Here is a 15169-nt window from a genome sequence, read left to right on the forward strand (position 1 = left end):
GTGCGGATGAAAACGCTCAATGCAGCCCTTATCGGCGGCGGTGCGATCCACAGCTGCCACGTCAATGCCCTGCGCCAGATGCCTGGCGTGACCCTGCGCGCGCTGGCGGATATCAACAGCGAAGTCGGTTTGAAGCTGGCGATGGCGTATCAGTGCCGCTTTTATCAGGATTATCAGGAGATGCTGCTGGATGACGAAATCGACGTGATTCACATCTGCACGCCGCATTTCGAACATAAACGGATGATTCTGGCGGCCCTTGCGGCAGGAAAGCATGTGTTCTGCGAAAAGCCGGTGGGGATGAACGGCGGCGAAATCACTGAGATCGCGCACGCCGTGCAGAATGCGGCGGGGCTGCTTGGCGTGTGCTATCAGAACCGGCTCAACCCCACCAGCCAGCGCATCCGACGGGAGCTGGCAGAGGGGGAGATGGGCAAGATGCTGAGTATCAAAGCCGTGCTCACCTGGTCGCGTTCGGACGCTTATTACACCGAAAGTCCCTGGCGCGGACGTTTTGCCACCGAGGGCGGGAGCTTGCTGATCAATCAGGCGATTCACACCCTCGATCTGATGCAGTGGTTTGCGGGCGGCGTGACGCGCCTGAAAGGGGTCGTCGACAGCGGCGAGCTGGCCGACGTGACGCAAGCCGAGGACAGCGCGATGGCGACGCTGCACTTCACCAACGGCGCGCGTGGCCTGTTTTACGCCACCAACTGCCACACCATCGACTCGCCGCTGCTGCTCGAGATTCACTGCGAAAACGGCACCTTGCAGCTGTGCGACAACGCCCTGTGGCGGTTGTGCAACGGCGAGCGGGTGAAACTGGTAAGCGACGCATCGCCAAACGGTGTGGCAAAAAGCTACTGGGGTTTAGGCCACCAGCACGCGATTGGCGATTTTTATGCCGCCATCCAAAACCCGGAAAAAGCGGATTACACCGATATTCGCGAAGCCGGAAAATCAATCAACCTTGTGGAGGCCATTTATCGTTCATCCCAGATTCGGCAATGGATTGAGATTAATCAGCAGTGAATAAAAATCGGCCAGAATAAATCTGGTTCATAATAACCCTACTCTGAGTATCAATATTATGGTCAAACCAACTGAACGCAGGGTTGGTTATGGTGTGGCGCTTGGCTACGGCATAACCGATCTGTTTGGCGGAGGCGCTTTCGCCATTATTGGCACCTGGCTGTTATTTTTTTATACCACCTATTGCGGACTGAGCGTGCTCGAAGCCGGTTCTATCTTTGCTATTGCGCGGGTAATTGACGCCGTATTAAGCCCGATTATGGGTTATATCACCGACAATTTTGGCAATACCTGGCTCGGGCGAAAATTTGGTCGCCGCCGCTTCTTTTTATTATTAAGTTCACCGCTGATGTTTTTATATGCCCTGCTGTGGGTAACCGATATGGGCTACTGGTATTATCTCGGCACCTATTTGTCGATTGAATTATTGTCGGCGATGGTGCTCGTGCCGTGGGAGACGCTGGCGGCTGAGATGACCAACCGCTACGAAGAGCGCAGCCGCTTGTCCGGAGTGCGCATGATCTGCTCCCAGCTCGGCGGTTTTCTGGCGGTGTCTGTGCCCGGCGTGATTATGCATTTCACCGGGAAAGATAATCCGTTTACTTATACCCTCACCGGATTAATCTTCTCCTGCGTCTTTTGTCTCGCGGTATTTATTACCTGGCGCACCACCTGGGAGGCGAAAGATGTGCATCAGGAGTCCGATTTTAAAATTGAGACCCACCGCAGTAGCGGTTTACTCAATCACCTGAAATATCTGGTACTGGATCTCTTCTCCGCCTTCCAAATTCGCGCCTTTCGTTTACACATCATCATCTATATTTTCTCGTTTACCGCGATGGATGTGTTCGGTTCAGTTTTTACTTATTACGTGGTTTATTGCCTGAGCCAGGACGCAGCGGCGGTTTCCGGCTGGCTCAGTATCGCCGCGTTCGCCTCGGTACCGGGCACTTACGGATTTATGCTGCTGTTAAACCGGCTGAATATTTCTCCGTCGGCGGCGCTGCGAATCTCCTACGGCTGTATATTCTTCGTGCTGGCGTTCTTGTTCGCCGTCTATTACACGGAAACCCAGGTCCCTGCTCTGCTGTTCTCGGCGGTCTTTATTCTGCTTGGCGCGGCGCGTGCCGGGTTGTATTACATCCCGTGGAACATCTACAGCTTTATTCCTGACATCGACGAGATGGTTACCCAGCAGCGCCGGGAGGGGATTTTTGCCGGCGTCATGGTGCTGACGCGTAAAAGCACCGTCGCGCTGGCGATCATGCTGATCGGCGTGGTGTTGCAGGAGTCCGGGTTTGTGAAAGGCAACGGTGCGCAGCCTGAATCGGCACTGTACGCCATTATCGGCCTGATGCTGTTTGCCACCTCCGCGCTGCTGGCGGTGAGTTTCATCACTACCTATAAATTCACCCTAACGCGCGACACCCACAAACTGCTGCTCAAAGAGATCGCCCGTCGCAAACTTGGCGGCGATTACCGCGACTGCGATGCGCGTACCCGGGTGGTCATTAAACAGCTCACGGGCTATGAGTACGACGAGGTCTGGGGCGGTAACGCCGCACGGCGACCAGTGGATAATGTCAGTTTGTCCTGATTAAGGGGCCGGGCAGCACCCGCCTGCCCGGCCTGTTTTTGCCAAAAATGTGACCTCTGGCGGATTTACACACGTTTACGCTATACTACCCGCTGAAATAATCGGCTCAACGCTACGAGCCGATGTTCAATGTGTCTTCACACAAACGAAATCAACTTCCCTTCCGAGGATCTGGCGAGAAGCCGGATAAACTATGTTAAACAGTATTTTAGTAATACTTTGTCTTATTGCCGTCAGTGCATTTTTCTCGATATCTGAGATTTCGCTGGCCGCCTCCCGCAAGATCAAACTTAAACTGCTTGCCGACGATGGCAATCTCAATGCACAACGCATCCTGAAAATGCAGGAAAACCCCGGTATGTTCTTTACCGTGGTGCAAATCGGTCTGAACGCCGTCGCCATTCTCGGCGGTATCGTGGGTGACGCAGCCTTTTCTCCGGCTTTCTATAGCCTGTTCTCGAAGTACTTCTCGCCTGAACTGTCCGAGCAGCTGAGCTTTATTCTCTCCTTCTCGCTGGTGACCGGCCTGTTCATCCTGTTCGCGGATTTAACCCCGAAACGCATCGGTATGATTGCGCCAGAAGCTGTGGCTTTGCGCATCATCAACCCGATGCGCTTCTGCCTGTACGTGTTCCGTCCGCTGGTCTGGTTCTTTAACGGCCTGGCAAACACCATTTTCCGCCTCTTCAAACTGCCGATGGTGCGTAAAGATGACATCACGTCTGATGATATTTACGCGGTGTTTGAGGCCGGTGCGCTGGCAGGTGTTCTGCGTAAGCAGGAGCATGAACTGATCGAGAACGTGTTTGAACTCGAATCCCGTACCGTGCCGTCCTCCATGACCGGGCGCGAAAACGTGATTTGGTTCGATCTGCACGAAGACGAGCAGAGCCTGAAAAACAAGGTGGCCGAGCATCCGCACTCCAAGTTCCTGGTCTGTAACGAAGATATCGATCACATCATCGGCTACGTCGATTCAAAAGACCTGCTGAACCGCGTGCTGGCTAACCAAAGCCTGGCGCTGAACAGCGGCGTGCAGATCCGCAATACCCTGATTGTGCCGGACACCCTGACGCTCTCCGAAGCGCTGGAAAGTTTCAAAACTGCGGGCGAAGACTTCGCGGTGATCATGAATGAATACGCGCTGGTCGTGGGTATCATTACGCTCAACGACGTGATGACCACCCTGATGGGTGACCTGGTCGGCCAGGGTCTGGAAGAGCAGATCGTCGCGCGCGATGAGAACTCATGGCTGGTGGATGGCGGCACGCCGATTGAAGACGTGATGCGCGTGCTGGATATCGACGAATTCCCGCAGTCGGGCAACTACGAGACGATTGGCGGCTTTATGATGTTTATGCTGCGTAAAATCCCCAAACGTACCGACTCGGTGAAGTTCTCCGGCTATAAGTTTGAAGTGGTGGATATCGACAACTACCGCATCGACCAGCTGCTGGTGACACGCATCGATAACAAACCGACCGTGCTTGTGCCGAAGCTGCCGGACGCGGAAGAGAAAGCCTCGGCGTAAGTCCCCCACAAACATCAACGGCTCCCAATGGGAGCCGTTTTTATATACTGCTTTAACTACTGCATAGCACGTGGTTAAGCCATCTCAGTTTGCAGACGCATAACCTGGCGGTTGACTTCGGACATCACAGAATAGTGCTGTTTGTCCTTCACTTTCGGGATAAGAATTTTGCCCTTATCAAATTCGAAAGCGCCAACATCCTTGATGTACAACCGTCCTCGGAACAGGATCTTCACGTACTTCGCCACCTGAAGCGGGTTGTAGCGTTGGAAAATTTTCATTCTTGTATCTCCTGCGAATCATACGCTCTTGCGGCGCCACAATCGGGCCGACTGTCCTGAGCGCAAATTTATTGCTCAATGACTATAGACCAGAAAAACGTTGATACCCAGTATGCATAAGTTTATTTACCGTTTGATTACAAATATTCAGAACATTCTTTGCATAGCATTTCTAAAAGCAGTATAAGCCTTCGTTTTTTTACGGATATGTGCGTTCGCCCGCAAACTGGCACTCGGATTGCGGGAAAAGCCGATTGATCGCACTTATGATTAAACCGTAAGACCAAGTGGTCGGATCACCTGCAACTATAAGGAAACACCATGACCCTTCGTAACATCCTGGCCGCAGCCTGCCTGTTACTGCCGCTGATGGCTTCCGCACACAACATTGAAAAGGGACAACGTGTGCCGCCAGTCGGTATTGCCGATCGCGGAGAATTGATTCTCGACAATGATAAGTTTAGCTATAAACCCTGGAATAGCGCGCAGCTCGCGGGCAAAGTGCGAGTGGTGCAACATATTGCCGGTCGTACCTCGGCAAAAGAGAAAAATGCCACCCTCGTGGAAGCGATTAAGACAGGCAAATTCCCGCATGACCGCTACCAGACCACCACCATCGTGAACACCGATGACGCGATTCCAGGCTCAGGCATGTTTGTGCGCAGCAGCCTGGAGAGCAATAAAAAGCTCTATCCGTGGTCGCAGTTTATTGTCGACAGCGATGGCGTGACGCGTAAAGCCTGGGGTCTGGAAGAGGAGAGTTCAGCGATTGTGGTGCTGGATAAAGATGGCCGCGTGCAGTGGGTGAAAGACGGCGCGCTGACGCAGGAAGAGGTGCAGCAGGTTGTCGCCCTGCTGCACAAATTGCTCGGTCAGTAAATCGAGACCCGGAAGCCCGGATTTAAGAACGACTCGCGCGGGGTGTAGTCCAGTGGCTTGCCCTGCCAGTCGTGAACGTGTGCGCCCGCGGCAGACGCCACCGCGTGACCTGCCGCTGTATCCCAGACGTTGGTTGGCCCAAAGCGCGGATACAGCTGCGCCTGCCCTTCCGCCACCAGGCAGAATTTCAGCGACGAGCCAATCGACGTCGTCTGGTGCTCGCCGATTTGATGCAGGTACTCCTGCAACTCAGCGTCACTGTGGGAACGGCTGATGACCACCAGCGGTGGTCGCGCGTCGCGCACCTGGATGGGCTTGCGCGTACCGCTCTCTTCTTTCCACGCCTTGCCTTCTGCGGCGCTGTACATCACCTTCAGCACCGGCGCGTAGACCACGCCCAGCACCGCTTTCCCGTTTTCAATCAAGGCAATATTGACGGTGAACTCACCGTTACGCTTGATAAACTCTTTGGTGCCATCCAGCGGGTCCACCAGCCAGTAGCGCTGCCAGTGCTGGCGTACATCCCAGCTCTGCGGATCTTCTTCAGACAGCACCGGGATATCCGGCGTCAGGGCCTGAAGCCCTTTGAGGATCACCTCGTGGGCCGCGAGATCGGCCGCTGTCACCGGAGAGTCATCCGCTTTGCTGACAACGTCCAACGGCTTTGTGCCATCGTAGACCTGCATAATGGCATCACCCGCATCCCGTGCGAGCTGACAAATTTTATCTAACATTATCCACCTCTTCGTTATCGCAGTGGTCATAACTTATTGTTTTAGTTATATCGTATTGTTAACAATTCCGCTATCTGTGAAGCAATTCTGGTTTCACGACGCTTTTTTCTGGCAGGATTCACACTTCTGTAAGCAACAAAATATACATACATATTCTTTTGTGGCTTGGATCGAAAAAAGGACTCCTCTGATGATTAAGTTTAGCGCAACGCTCCTGGCAACGCTGATTGCCGCAAGCGTGCAGGCCGCGACGGTAGATCTTCGCATTCTGGAAACTACCGACCTGCATAGCAACATGATGGATTTCGATTACTACAAAGATACCCCGACCGAAAAATTCGGACTGGTACGCACCGCAAGTTTGATTAACGCCGCGCGCGGCGAGGTGAAAAACAGCGTGCTGGTCGATAACGGCGACTTAATTCAGGGTAGTCCGCTCGGCGATTACATGGCGGCGAAGGGGCTGAAAAAAGGCGATATTCACCCGGTTTATAAGGCGTTGAATACCCTGGATTACGCCGTCGGTAACCTCGGGAACCACGAGTTTAACTACGGCCTGGATTATCTGCACATGGCGCTCGCTGGCGCAAAATTCCCGTACGTTAACGCCAATATCATCGACGTTAAGACCCAAAAGCCGCTATTTACGCCTTATCTGATTAAAGAAACTGAGGTCGTGGATCAGGACGGTAAAAAGCAGACGCTGAAAATCGGCTATATCGGGTTTGTGCCACCGCAGATCATGACGTGGGATAAAGCCAATCTCTCGGGCAAAGTGACCGTTAATGACATCACCGAAACCGCGCGCAAGTATGTTCCGGAAATGCGTGAGAAAGGGGCTGATCTGGTGGTCGTAGTGGCGCACTCCGGGCTGTCTGCCGATCCGTATCAGGCGATGGCCGAGAACTCCGTCTATTACCTCAGCGAAGTACCGGGCGTTGACGCCATTCTGTTTGGTCACGCGCACGCGGTCTTCCCTGGCAAAGATTTCGCCAGCATTAAAGGTGCCGATATCGAGAAAGGAACCCTCAACGGCGTGCCGTCGGTGATGCCCGGCATGTGGGGCGATCATCTGGGCGTGGTGGATCTGGTGCTGAATAACGATGGCGGAAAATGGCAGGTGACCCAGTCGAAAGCCGAAGCGCGCCCAATCTACGACGCGGCGGCGAAAAAATCGCTGGCGGCCGAAGATAAAAATATCCTGAACGTGCTGAAACACGATCACGATGCGACCCGCGAATTTGTCAGCAAGCCGGTCGGGAAATCCTCCGACAACATGTACAGCTACCTGGCGCTGGTGCAGGACGATCCCACTGTTCAGGTGGTGAATATGGCGCAGAAAGCCTACGTTGAGCGCTTTATTCAGGGCGATCCGGACCTGGCGAAACTGCCGGTGCTTTCCGCCGCGGCTCCGTTTAAAGTCGGTGGACGTAAAAACGATCCGGCCAGCTACGTTGAAGTAGAAAAAGGTCAGCTCACCTTCCGTAACGCGGCGGATCTCTATCTTTACCCGAACACGCTGGTGGTGGTAAAAGCCACGGGGAAAGAGGTGAAAGAGTGGCTGGAGTGTTCCGCCGGTCAGTTTAACCAGATCGACGTTCACAGCAGTAAGCCGCAGTCGCTGATCAACTGGGACGGTTTCCGCACCTATAACTTCGACGTGATCGACGGCGTGGAATACCAGATCGACGTGTCACAGCCAGCGAAATACGACGGCGAGTGTCAGACGGTGAACCCGCAGGCGGAACGTATCAAGCATCTGACCTTCCAGGGTAAACCGATCGACCCGAACGCGGTATTCCTGGTCGCGACCAATAACTATCGCGCGTACGGCGGCAAATTCGCCGGGACCGGCGATAGCCATATCGCGTTTGCATCACCGGACGAGAACCGCTCGGTGCTGGCGGCGTGGATTGGCGAGCAGTCGAAAAAGGATGGCGCGATCCATCCGGCGGCAGACAATAACTGGCGTCTGGCCCCGATTCAGAGCGCGTCTAAGCTGGATATTCGTTTTGAGACGTCACCGTCTGACAAAGCGGCGGCGTTTATCAAAGACAAAGCGCAGTATCCGATGAGCAAGACCGGAACCGATGATATCGGGTTCGCGATTTATCAGGTGGATTTGAGCAAGTAAACGTATTTACCCGACCTGCACAATGGCAGGCCGGGTAAAGGTTAACGCCGTGCGGCAATCACGCCGCACGATCCTCGCGATGAGCCAACACCTGCGGCGTATTTACCTCGATCCAGTCCACCAGCGCAGCGACCTTCTCGCTCACCTCATCGCCCAGCGGCGTGAGGCTGTACTCCACGTGCGGAGGCACCACCGGATACGACACACGATTCACAAATCCATCCTGCTCCAGCGCCTGTAATGACTGCGCCAGCATCTTCTCGCTGACGCCACCCATTTTACGACGCAGGTCGCTAAAGCGATGCGTGCCCTGGCGCAACGCCACCAGAATCAGCACGCCCCAACGGCTGGTAACGTGTTTGAGCACTTCACGGGACGGACACTGCTCGGCAAACAGGTTGCCGTCGCGCATTTGCTCGCTGAGGGTAGGGATTGCTGTTTTCATACTGATCTTTTCACACATACTAACTAAAAGTTAGTGATATTATGCCACATCAAAATCCCGCCCACCAGAGCCGCAGCTTCATGCCCCAGCCGCTGGTGTAACCCGTGGTAATGGATTTGACCTCTCCGCGCGAGACGATAAGCACCGTCGGGGTCACCTGCACCTGCCAGCGGCGTGCGAGCTGGCCCTGAGGGTCGTTGACCGTCGGCATCCCGTAGCGTTTTTTCGCCAGCCAATGGCTCAGCGTGGCATCGTCACCGGAACGCAGCGCCACGCTGATGACGTTTCTCCCCTCCTCTGACATCTCTGCCACCGACGGCGTGGTGTAGCGGCATACGCCACACCAGGTCGCCCAGAAATACACCAGCAGCGGTCTGTCGTGGCTGCGCTGCGCCAGATCCACCGATTCGCCGTCCAGCGTCTGCAGCGGCGTGCTGATGAAGGTCGCCGGGAGCGAGGGTTTGCGGAACTGATCGGTGATCAGCACTGCCGCGAAGGCAATCAGCAGCCAGACAATACCCTCACGCAGCCAGCGCAGCGTTTTACTGCGCATCGTGCTTCGCCAGCTCTTGCTTCACCAGCGCCTCCAGGTCGTCGTACGGAATAGCGCCCGGCACCAGGGTTTTGCCGACCAGGGTCGCCGGAGTGCCCTGCACGCCCAGCACCTGAGCAAGAATCAAATTCATTTGCAGGGTTTCGCCGCTCTTCTCATCGGCCTTGATGGCGCCCGTACCCGTTTTCTGCTGAGCGGCCAGGATAGAAGCCTCGTCGTGATAGCCTTTCTTCGACATCAATCGCTGGTGCAGCGCCCAATACTGCTGAGGCTGCTGTCGCCAGGCCGTCAGCGCAATTCGCGCTGAGTGGGCCGAGCTTTCACTGCGAAACGGCAGCAGTTTCACCACCAGTTTGACGTCCGGAAATTTATGCACAATCTTCTCAAGCTCCGGGTCAAACTGCTTGCAGTAGGGGCAGTTGTAATCGGTAAACGACACCAGCGTCAGGCGTGGTTTTTCTGCGCCCATCGCAGGCGTGTCGGGATCATTCCAGAGCAAATTCTCCAGATCGGGTTCAGCGGCAAAACTCAGGGTCGAAAAACAGAACAGCATGATCAAAGTTAAAATACGCATTGTTAGTGTCCTTTGGCGTTATTCAGGGTCTGAAGGAGATCGTCACGATCCAGCAGCGGCGGCAATATGCGGCCTTGCTCCAGTCCGGGGCCATAAATTTGGTTGAAGGGGACGGCGGCACTCTGACGCGCGCGAAGGAACTGGCTAATCGTCTCGGATGGACGGCTCCAGTCGCCGCGCAGTGCAACCACATCCGGCTCGCTGAGGGCGTTTTGCACCTCGTCGCGTAGCAGCACGTTGTATTTGTTCGCTTTGCAGGTCACGCACCAGTCGGCGGTGACATCGACGAAGACCCGTTTGTTGTCGGCCAGCGCGGCGGTAATCGCCTGTTCGCTGAGCGGCTGCCAGACGATGCGATCTTTCGCCAGCCCCGGTTGACCGGCGCCGATGAGCGGAAGAGAAATACCGAGCGACACCATCGCGGCCAGGGCACTCACCCGCCATCCCCAGCGCCATAGCGTGGCGATCAGCAGCGTGATGACGATGAACGCGCCTAACGCTTGCGTCGGCACTCGCCCAATGTGAACGGCGAGCAGGCTGGCAAGCCACAGCCCTGACGCGAGCATCATCAGGCCGAGGATTATCCGCACGACGTTCATCCAGCGTCCCGGTCGCGGCAGTCGCAGCGCCAGCCCTGGCCAGGCAGCGATCAACAGCCACGGCAGGCTCATGCCGATCCCCATCACCAGGAATATCCCCCACAGCAGGGACAACGGGGCGACCAATGCCACCGAAACCGCCGTGCCGAGAAACGGCGCCGTGCACGGAGTTGCCAGCAGCGTCGCAAAGGCCCCCTGGCAGAAATGACCCACCAGACCATTGCCGCCCCGCGTGGCGAGAAACGTAGAGACACCGGATGAGAGCCTGATTTCAAACAGCCCCAGCAGGCTGGCGCTGAAGCCCACCATCACCAGCACCATCGCGGCGATAAACCACGGGTTCTGGAACTGGATGCCCCAGCCGAGCGCCTGATTGCTGAGACGCAGCGCCGTCATCATCAGCGCCAGCTCGAGGAACGAGGTCACGATCCCGGCGGCCGAGGCCATAAACTGCTGACGCACCACGCGGCGATGAGTCGACGAGGCTTGCACGACACTGCCCAGTTTCATCGCCAGCACCGGCAGGACGCACGGCATGACGTTGAGGATCAGCCCTCCGGCCAGCGCCATCAGCAGAATCCAGGCCAGGCTAAACGGAGCGTCACTGGATGGCGCGTCGCCCACCGTCACCTGACTCTCCTGCGCCTGACCGCTGTCAGCGAGCACCAGCGACAGGGTTTTGCCACGCAGATCCGGTGCGCTGTCTCCCCAGCCGTCGCTGACGGGCAGCGTCGCGGTCAGGGTCTGGCCGTCAATCCGGTAAACCGGTTTGCCAAAATCCGTGTCGGCCAGGGTGTCGATAAACAGCTCGGGCTTTTGCCAGCCCGCCTCGCGAGTAGCAGTGATACGAAGCTTTTCGTCACCGAAACCGGCGCTTAGATCGGAAGTGAGCCCTTCCTTGAGCGGCAGCGTACCCAGCGCGCGGCTGAAATCGTAACTAAATTGCGGATCGGCGGGCGCACTGAGATCCAGCGCAAAGGGGTAGTACGTCAGGATGCAGACGTTGCTGCAGGTGGAGAGCGTGAGCACGCCCGTCAGTTTCTCCGGCATTGCGCCGCGCAGGGTGATCGGAAACGACACGTTACCGTCGTAGCCCTGCGTGGTAATGCCTGCCACCTCGAAACGCTGCGGCACCGGCCAGCGCCAGTCCATCTCCAGCGGCGTGTTCCAGCTTATCGCCGGGGCGATGCCGCCCTCTCCAGGCGATCGCCAGTAGGTTTTCCAGCCTTTTTCGAGACGGACATCCAGCAGCAGGCGCGTGTCGTGCCCTTGCCGGGCGTCTGCCCGCACGCGAACGCTGGCGAGATCATTATCCGCAGCGCGTAGCCAGCCGCTGTCGGCGGCCTGACTGACGGGCAGCCATAGCCAGAACAGGCAGAGCACAAGCTGCCTTAAAAATGCATACATTTATTTTCTCCATAAATAATTAATTAACCTGAATTAGCAGGTAATCAATCATTCACGGAATACGCAGAGTCGCAGATGCACCCGCAATCGGGGCGGAGAGATGACGCGAGGCGGCCAGCGGCGCACCGGACGATGGGGTACGGCGGCCAGCACCGCCAGGACCAGCGTGATGGCAAACAGCGCGCCTTCAAACATGATCGGCGGTGTTGCCAGCAGGGATTTGGCACTCAGCTCGCAGGGGGTGACCGGGGCATCGCTGTCGCCAGTCTGCTCTACCGTTTGCTGAGCCACGGAAGCGGCGTTCATCACCAGCGCGTGCAGCCCCGCCATGCGCTGAGTGGTGCAGACAAGCACCACCAGACATGCCAGAGCGACAAGAAGAAAAGCTTTACGCTGACGGGGGATCATAGACGCCTCAATCAAATTCAGGCGGATATCTTAGCGGCAAAAAAGACGCTGTGCTGTAAAGAAACGTCGTGATGACAAATTTAACACTTACCTTTTTGTACGTACTTACTAAAAGTTAGTAGGAGTGGTAATGTTCCTTCATACCATGCAAACAACGAGGAAATAACTCATGATCGCAATTACCGGCGCAACCGGCCAGCTTGGCCAACACGTTATCAACAACCTGCTTAAAACCGTTCCTGCCAGCGAGATCGTGGCAATTGTACGTAACCCGGCAAAAGCCGACGCCCTGAGCCAGAAAGGCATTACCGTTCGCCAGGCGGATTACACCGACCAGGCCGCGTTCACCACCGCCCTGAGCGGCGTGGAGAAACTGCTGCTGATCTCCTCAAGCGAAGTCGGCCAGCGTGCGACCCAGCATCAGAATGTTATCAACGCGGCAAAGGCGGCGGGCGTGAAATTTATTGCCTACACCAGTCTGCTCCATGCGGATAAGTCGCCACTCGGCCTGCGCGATGAACACATCGCTACCGAAAAGGCGCTGGCCGAGTCCGGCATTCCTTACGCCCTGCTGCGTAACGGCTGGTACACCGAAAACTATCTCGCCAGCGCACCACCGGCCCTGGAGCACGGCGTGTTTATCGGCGCGGCGGGTGACGGCAAAATCGCCGCAGCCACACGCGAAGATTATGCCGCTGCGGCGGCGAAAGTGATCGCGGAAGAGGGTCACGCAGGCAACGTGTACGAACTGGCTGGAGATACGGCGTGGACGTTGAGCGAACTGGCTGCTGAGCTGAGCAAGCAAAGCGGAAAACCGGTGACCTATCAGAACCTGAGCGAAGCCGATTTCGCCGCCGCGCTGAAAAGCGTGGGCTTACCGGCCGGGCTGGCGGATATGCTGGCAGATTCCGATGTCGGTGCCTCGAAGGGCGGTCTGTTCGACGACAGCCGTACCCTGAGCAAACTGATCGGTCGCCCGACCACGCCGCTGGCTGAGAGCATCAAAGGCATTCTGTAATTGTTAAGCGGTGGTTAATTTTAGTGGCATCCCCGTGGGTCATCTCTGATAATGAATAGATGACCCACCTGGAGGATCACCGTGCAAGGCGTACCCGAACAGTTCATCGATGAGAGAGACAGCGCGCGCTTTCGCCATCTGGCGCAGGTGCCAGGCGTCGAACTGTATCATGCGCATATCTCACGTTACGCCTTTGAACCTCACACCCACGAAGCCTTCGGGATCGGCGCGATAGAAGCCGGAGCCGAACGCTTTCGCTATCGTGGCGCGCAGCATGTCGCGCCCGTTCATTCTGTTGTCACCATGAATCCCGACGAGTTGCACACCGGCGAGGCCGCCACTGAAGACGGCTGGCGCTACCGGATGGTCTATCTCGATCCCGCTCTGCTCGAAGAGGTGACCGGCATTCGCCACTGGTGGTTTAGCGACGTCACGCGCCACGACCCGCTACGTTCGCAGCAGATCTGTCAGCTGATTTACGGACTGTGGCACACGGACGATCCGCTGGCCCAGAAAGGCTTACTGCTGGATCTGATCGAGACATTTCAGCCGCTGGCACACCATGCTCCGGTCATTCAGGAAGGGGCGCACCGCTTCGAGCGGGCGCGCGAGTACCTGCACGACAACTATATGCATCCGGTGACCCTGGATGAGCTGGCGCGCGTGGTCTCGCTGAGTCCGTACCATTTCCAGCGCCAGTTCAAAGCGCACTTTCACGTGACGCCGCACCAGATGCTGATGGCGATCCGCCTGTGGCGCGCCAAAGCGTTTCTCACCCTCGGCATGCCGGCCGCTGAAGTGGCCGCCGCGACCGGGCTGACCGATCAGTCTCATCTCACCCGCGCCTTTACCCATCGCTACGGCATTACCCCCGTTCGCTACCAGAAGCAGGTCGTACGGCGCTAATGCGCAATCTCATACAATATTCCCGGCGGACCTCTTTCTACACTGTGCGCAGGTTTCTCTGACGTGGATGGCAAAATGATTAGCGGCGTGTTGTATGCCCTGCTGGCGGGTTTGATGTGGGGATTAATTTTTGTCGGCCCGCTCATTGTGCCGGAATACCCGGCAATGTTGCAGTCGATGGGGCGCTATCTGGCGCTGGGGCTTTTCGCCCTGCCGCTGGCGTGGATGGGCCGTGCTCGCCTGCGTCAGCTGAGTCGCGGTGACTGGGTTACCGCCCTGGGCCTGACCATGATGGGCAATCTGATCTATTACGTTTGTCTGGCCAGCGCCATTCAGCGCACCGGCGCGCCCGTGTCGACCATGATTATCGGCACCCTGCCGGTGGTGATTCCGGTGTTCGCCAACCTGCTCTATAGCCATCGCGACGGTAAACTGGCGTGGTCGAAAATGCTGCCTGCGCTGGTGTGTATCGCCATCGGTCTGGCTTTTGTGAACATCGCCGAGCTGCGTCATGCGCGTGTCGATGAGTTTGACGGATGGCGTTACGGCTCGGGGATTTTGCTGGCGTCGATCTCCGTGGTCTGCTGGGCGTGGTATGCCCTGCGTAACGCCCGCTGGCTGCGGGAAAACCCGGATAAGCATCCGATGATGTGGGCCACCGCCCAGGCGCTGGTGACGCTGCCGGTATCGCTGCTCGGCTACATCGCATCTTGCTGGTGGCTGGGGCTGCAACAGCCGGAGTTTGCCCTGCCGTTCGGGCCGCGTCCGTGGGTGTTTGTCGGCCTGATGGTGGCGATTGCGGTGCTGTGCTCGTGGGTGGGTGCTTTGTGCTGGAATATCGCCAGCCAGAAATTGCCGACGGTGATTCTCGGCCCGTTGATCGTGTTCGAAACCCTGGCCGGGCTGCTTTATACCTTCCTGATGCGCCAGAGCGTGCCGCCGCTGTTAACGGGGGCGGGATTTTGCTGCTGGTGGTGGGAGTGGTGATTGCCGTCAGAGCGAAGCCGGAAAAACCGACGGTGGTGACGGTTTCGCAGGTTTGACACCACGCCCGGAAAGCGTCAGGGCTTT

Annotated in this window: 14 protein-coding genes and 1 pseudogene; 8 read left to right on the forward strand and 7 right to left on the reverse strand. The window is 56.8% G+C overall.

Annotation, left to right across the window (positions count from 1 at the left end):
• Window positions 1–6 precede the first annotated feature (6 nt).
• The 3 genes from DAI21_RS01970 (at window position 7) to DAI21_RS01980 (ending at window position 4160) form a co-directional block, all read left to right on the forward strand.
• Window positions 7–1032, forward strand: a complete 1026-nt coding sequence (locus DAI21_RS01970) for a Gfo/Idh/MocA family protein (protein ID WP_107702376.1) — start codon at window positions 7–9, stop codon at window positions 1030–1032.
• Window positions 1033–1090: 58 nt separating this feature from the next.
• Window positions 1091–2629, forward strand: a complete 1539-nt coding sequence (locus DAI21_RS01975; RefSeq protein WP_107702377.1) for an MFS transporter — start codon at window positions 1091–1093, stop codon at window positions 2627–2629.
• Between the two features lie 193 nt (window positions 2630–2822).
• On the forward strand, window positions 2823–4160 hold the full coding sequence (locus tag DAI21_RS01980) for a hemolysin family protein (protein WP_100777858.1): 1338 nt from the start codon (window positions 2823–2825) through the stop codon (window positions 4158–4160).
• 74 nt (window positions 4161–4234) lie between these two features.
• On the opposite strand, the gene DAI21_RS01985 is transcribed toward DAI21_RS01980, so the two are convergent.
• A complete protein-coding gene (locus DAI21_RS01985) occupies window positions 4235–4441 on the reverse strand; it encodes a DUF1107 domain-containing protein (protein WP_012015808.1) in 207 nt (68 codons plus the stop codon).
• Window positions 4442–4762: 321 nt separating this feature from the next.
• Here DAI21_RS01985 and DAI21_RS01990 point away from each other — a divergent pair, with 321 nt between their 5' ends.
• Complete coding sequence (locus DAI21_RS01990; protein ID WP_100777859.1) at window positions 4763–5320, forward strand: YtfJ family protein; 558 nt, start codon at window positions 4763–4765, stop codon at window positions 5318–5320.
• Here DAI21_RS01990 and cysQ read toward each other — a convergent pair.
• Window positions 5314–6054 (reverse strand): 3'(2'),5'-bisphosphate nucleotidase CysQ, encoded by a 741-nt coding sequence (gene cysQ, locus DAI21_RS01995; protein WP_107702378.1) that lies wholly within the window; start codon window positions 6052–6054, stop codon window positions 5314–5316. The genes DAI21_RS01990 and cysQ overlap by 7 nt on opposite strands.
• A gap of 190 nt (window positions 6055–6244) precedes the next feature.
• Here cysQ and DAI21_RS02000 point away from each other — a divergent pair, with 190 nt between their 5' ends.
• Window positions 6245–8188: a bifunctional 2',3'-cyclic-nucleotide 2'-phosphodiesterase/3'-nucleotidase gene (locus DAI21_RS02000; protein WP_102104457.1), complete on the forward strand. Its 1944-nt coding sequence runs from the start codon at window positions 6245–6247 to the stop codon at window positions 8186–8188.
• Between the two features lie 58 nt (window positions 8189–8246).
• Here DAI21_RS02000 and DAI21_RS02005 read toward each other — a convergent pair whose 3' ends face one another.
• From DAI21_RS02005 to DAI21_RS02025, 5 genes are read right to left on the reverse strand one after another with little or no spacing between them, the layout of a single operon-like run.
• On the reverse strand, window positions 8247–8633 hold the full coding sequence (locus DAI21_RS02005; RefSeq protein WP_100777862.1) for a helix-turn-helix domain-containing protein: 387 nt from the start codon (window positions 8631–8633) through the stop codon (window positions 8247–8249).
• Window positions 8634–8682: 49 nt separating this feature from the next.
• Complete coding sequence (locus DAI21_RS02010; protein WP_107702379.1) at window positions 8683–9186, reverse strand: protein disulfide oxidoreductase; 504 nt, start codon at window positions 9184–9186, stop codon at window positions 8683–8685.
• Entirely contained in the window at window positions 9176–9760 is a 585-nt protein-coding gene (locus DAI21_RS02015; RefSeq protein ID WP_107702380.1) for a DsbA family protein, read from the reverse strand. The genes DAI21_RS02010 and DAI21_RS02015 overlap by 11 nt, the downstream gene beginning before the upstream one ends.
• Before the next feature lie 2 nt (window positions 9761–9762).
• On the reverse strand, window positions 9763–11766 hold the full coding sequence (locus DAI21_RS02020) for a protein-disulfide reductase DsbD (protein WP_107702381.1): 2004 nt from the start codon (window positions 11764–11766) through the stop codon (window positions 9763–9765).
• A gap of 48 nt (window positions 11767–11814) precedes the next feature.
• Complete coding sequence (locus tag DAI21_RS02025; RefSeq protein WP_107702382.1) at window positions 11815–12174, reverse strand: copper resistance protein; 360 nt, start codon at window positions 12172–12174, stop codon at window positions 11815–11817.
• 169 nt (window positions 12175–12343) lie between these two features.
• Between DAI21_RS02025 and DAI21_RS02030 the strand changes: the two genes are divergently transcribed.
• The 3 genes and pseudogenes from DAI21_RS02030 to DAI21_RS02040 all read left to right on the forward strand — a co-directional run bounded on the left by DAI21_RS02030 (window position 12344) and on the right by DAI21_RS02040 (window position 15141).
• Complete coding sequence (locus DAI21_RS02030; protein WP_107702383.1) at window positions 12344–13192, forward strand: SDR family oxidoreductase; 849 nt, start codon at window positions 12344–12346, stop codon at window positions 13190–13192.
• 81 nt (window positions 13193–13273) lie between these two features.
• Window positions 13274–14098: an AraC family transcriptional regulator gene (locus DAI21_RS02035; protein WP_107702384.1), complete on the forward strand. Its 825-nt coding sequence runs from the start codon at window positions 13274–13276 to the stop codon at window positions 14096–14098.
• Window positions 14099–14173: 75 nt separating this feature from the next.
• Window positions 14174–15141: pseudogene (locus tag DAI21_RS02040) on the forward strand (DMT family transporter).
• Window positions 15142–15169: the final 28 nt, after the last annotated feature.

The organism is Lelliottia sp. WB101, from assembly GCF_003051885.1.
Classification (GTDB): domain Bacteria; phylum Pseudomonadota; class Gammaproteobacteria; order Enterobacterales; family Enterobacteriaceae; genus Enterobacter; species Enterobacter nimipressuralis.

What these genes read in the sequence shown, in the direction of transcription:
- DAI21_RS01970 (WP_107702376.1), top strand. Translation starts at nt 7, where the DNA reads ATGAAAACGCTCAATGCAGCCCTTATCGGCGGCGGTGCGATCCACAGC.
- DAI21_RS01975 (WP_107702377.1), top strand. Translation starts at nt 1,091, where the DNA reads ATGGTCAAACCAACTGAACGCAGGGTTGGTTATGGTGTGGCGCTTGGC.
- DAI21_RS01980 (WP_100777858.1), top strand. Translation starts at nt 2,823, where the DNA reads ATGTTAAACAGTATTTTAGTAATACTTTGTCTTATTGCCGTCAGTGCA.
- DAI21_RS01985 (WP_012015808.1), bottom strand. Translation starts at nt 4,441, where the DNA reads ATGAAAATTTTCCAACGCTACAACCCGCTTCAGGTGGCGAAGTACGTG.
- DAI21_RS01990 (WP_100777859.1), top strand. Translation starts at nt 4,763, where the DNA reads ATGACCCTTCGTAACATCCTGGCCGCAGCCTGCCTGTTACTGCCGCTG.
- cysQ (WP_107702378.1), bottom strand. Translation starts at nt 6,054, where the DNA reads ATGTTAGATAAAATTTGTCAGCTCGCACGGGATGCGGGTGATGCCATT.
- DAI21_RS02000 (WP_102104457.1), top strand. Translation starts at nt 6,245, where the DNA reads ATGATTAAGTTTAGCGCAACGCTCCTGGCAACGCTGATTGCCGCAAGC.
- DAI21_RS02005 (WP_100777862.1), bottom strand. Translation starts at nt 8,633, where the DNA reads ATGAAAACAGCAATCCCTACCCTCAGCGAGCAAATGCGCGACGGCAAC.
- DAI21_RS02010 (WP_107702379.1), bottom strand. Translation starts at nt 9,186, where the DNA reads ATGCGCAGTAAAACGCTGCGCTGGCTGCGTGAGGGTATTGTCTGGCTG.
- DAI21_RS02015 (WP_107702380.1), bottom strand. Translation starts at nt 9,760, where the DNA reads ATGCGTATTTTAACTTTGATCATGCTGTTCTGTTTTTCGACCCTGAGT.
- DAI21_RS02020 (WP_107702381.1), bottom strand. Translation starts at nt 11,766, where the DNA reads ATGTATGCATTTTTAAGGCAGCTTGTGCTCTGCCTGTTCTGGCTATGG.
- DAI21_RS02025 (WP_107702382.1), bottom strand. Translation starts at nt 12,174, where the DNA reads ATGATCCCCCGTCAGCGTAAAGCTTTTCTTCTTGTCGCTCTGGCATGT.
- DAI21_RS02030 (WP_107702383.1), top strand. Translation starts at nt 12,344, where the DNA reads ATGATCGCAATTACCGGCGCAACCGGCCAGCTTGGCCAACACGTTATC.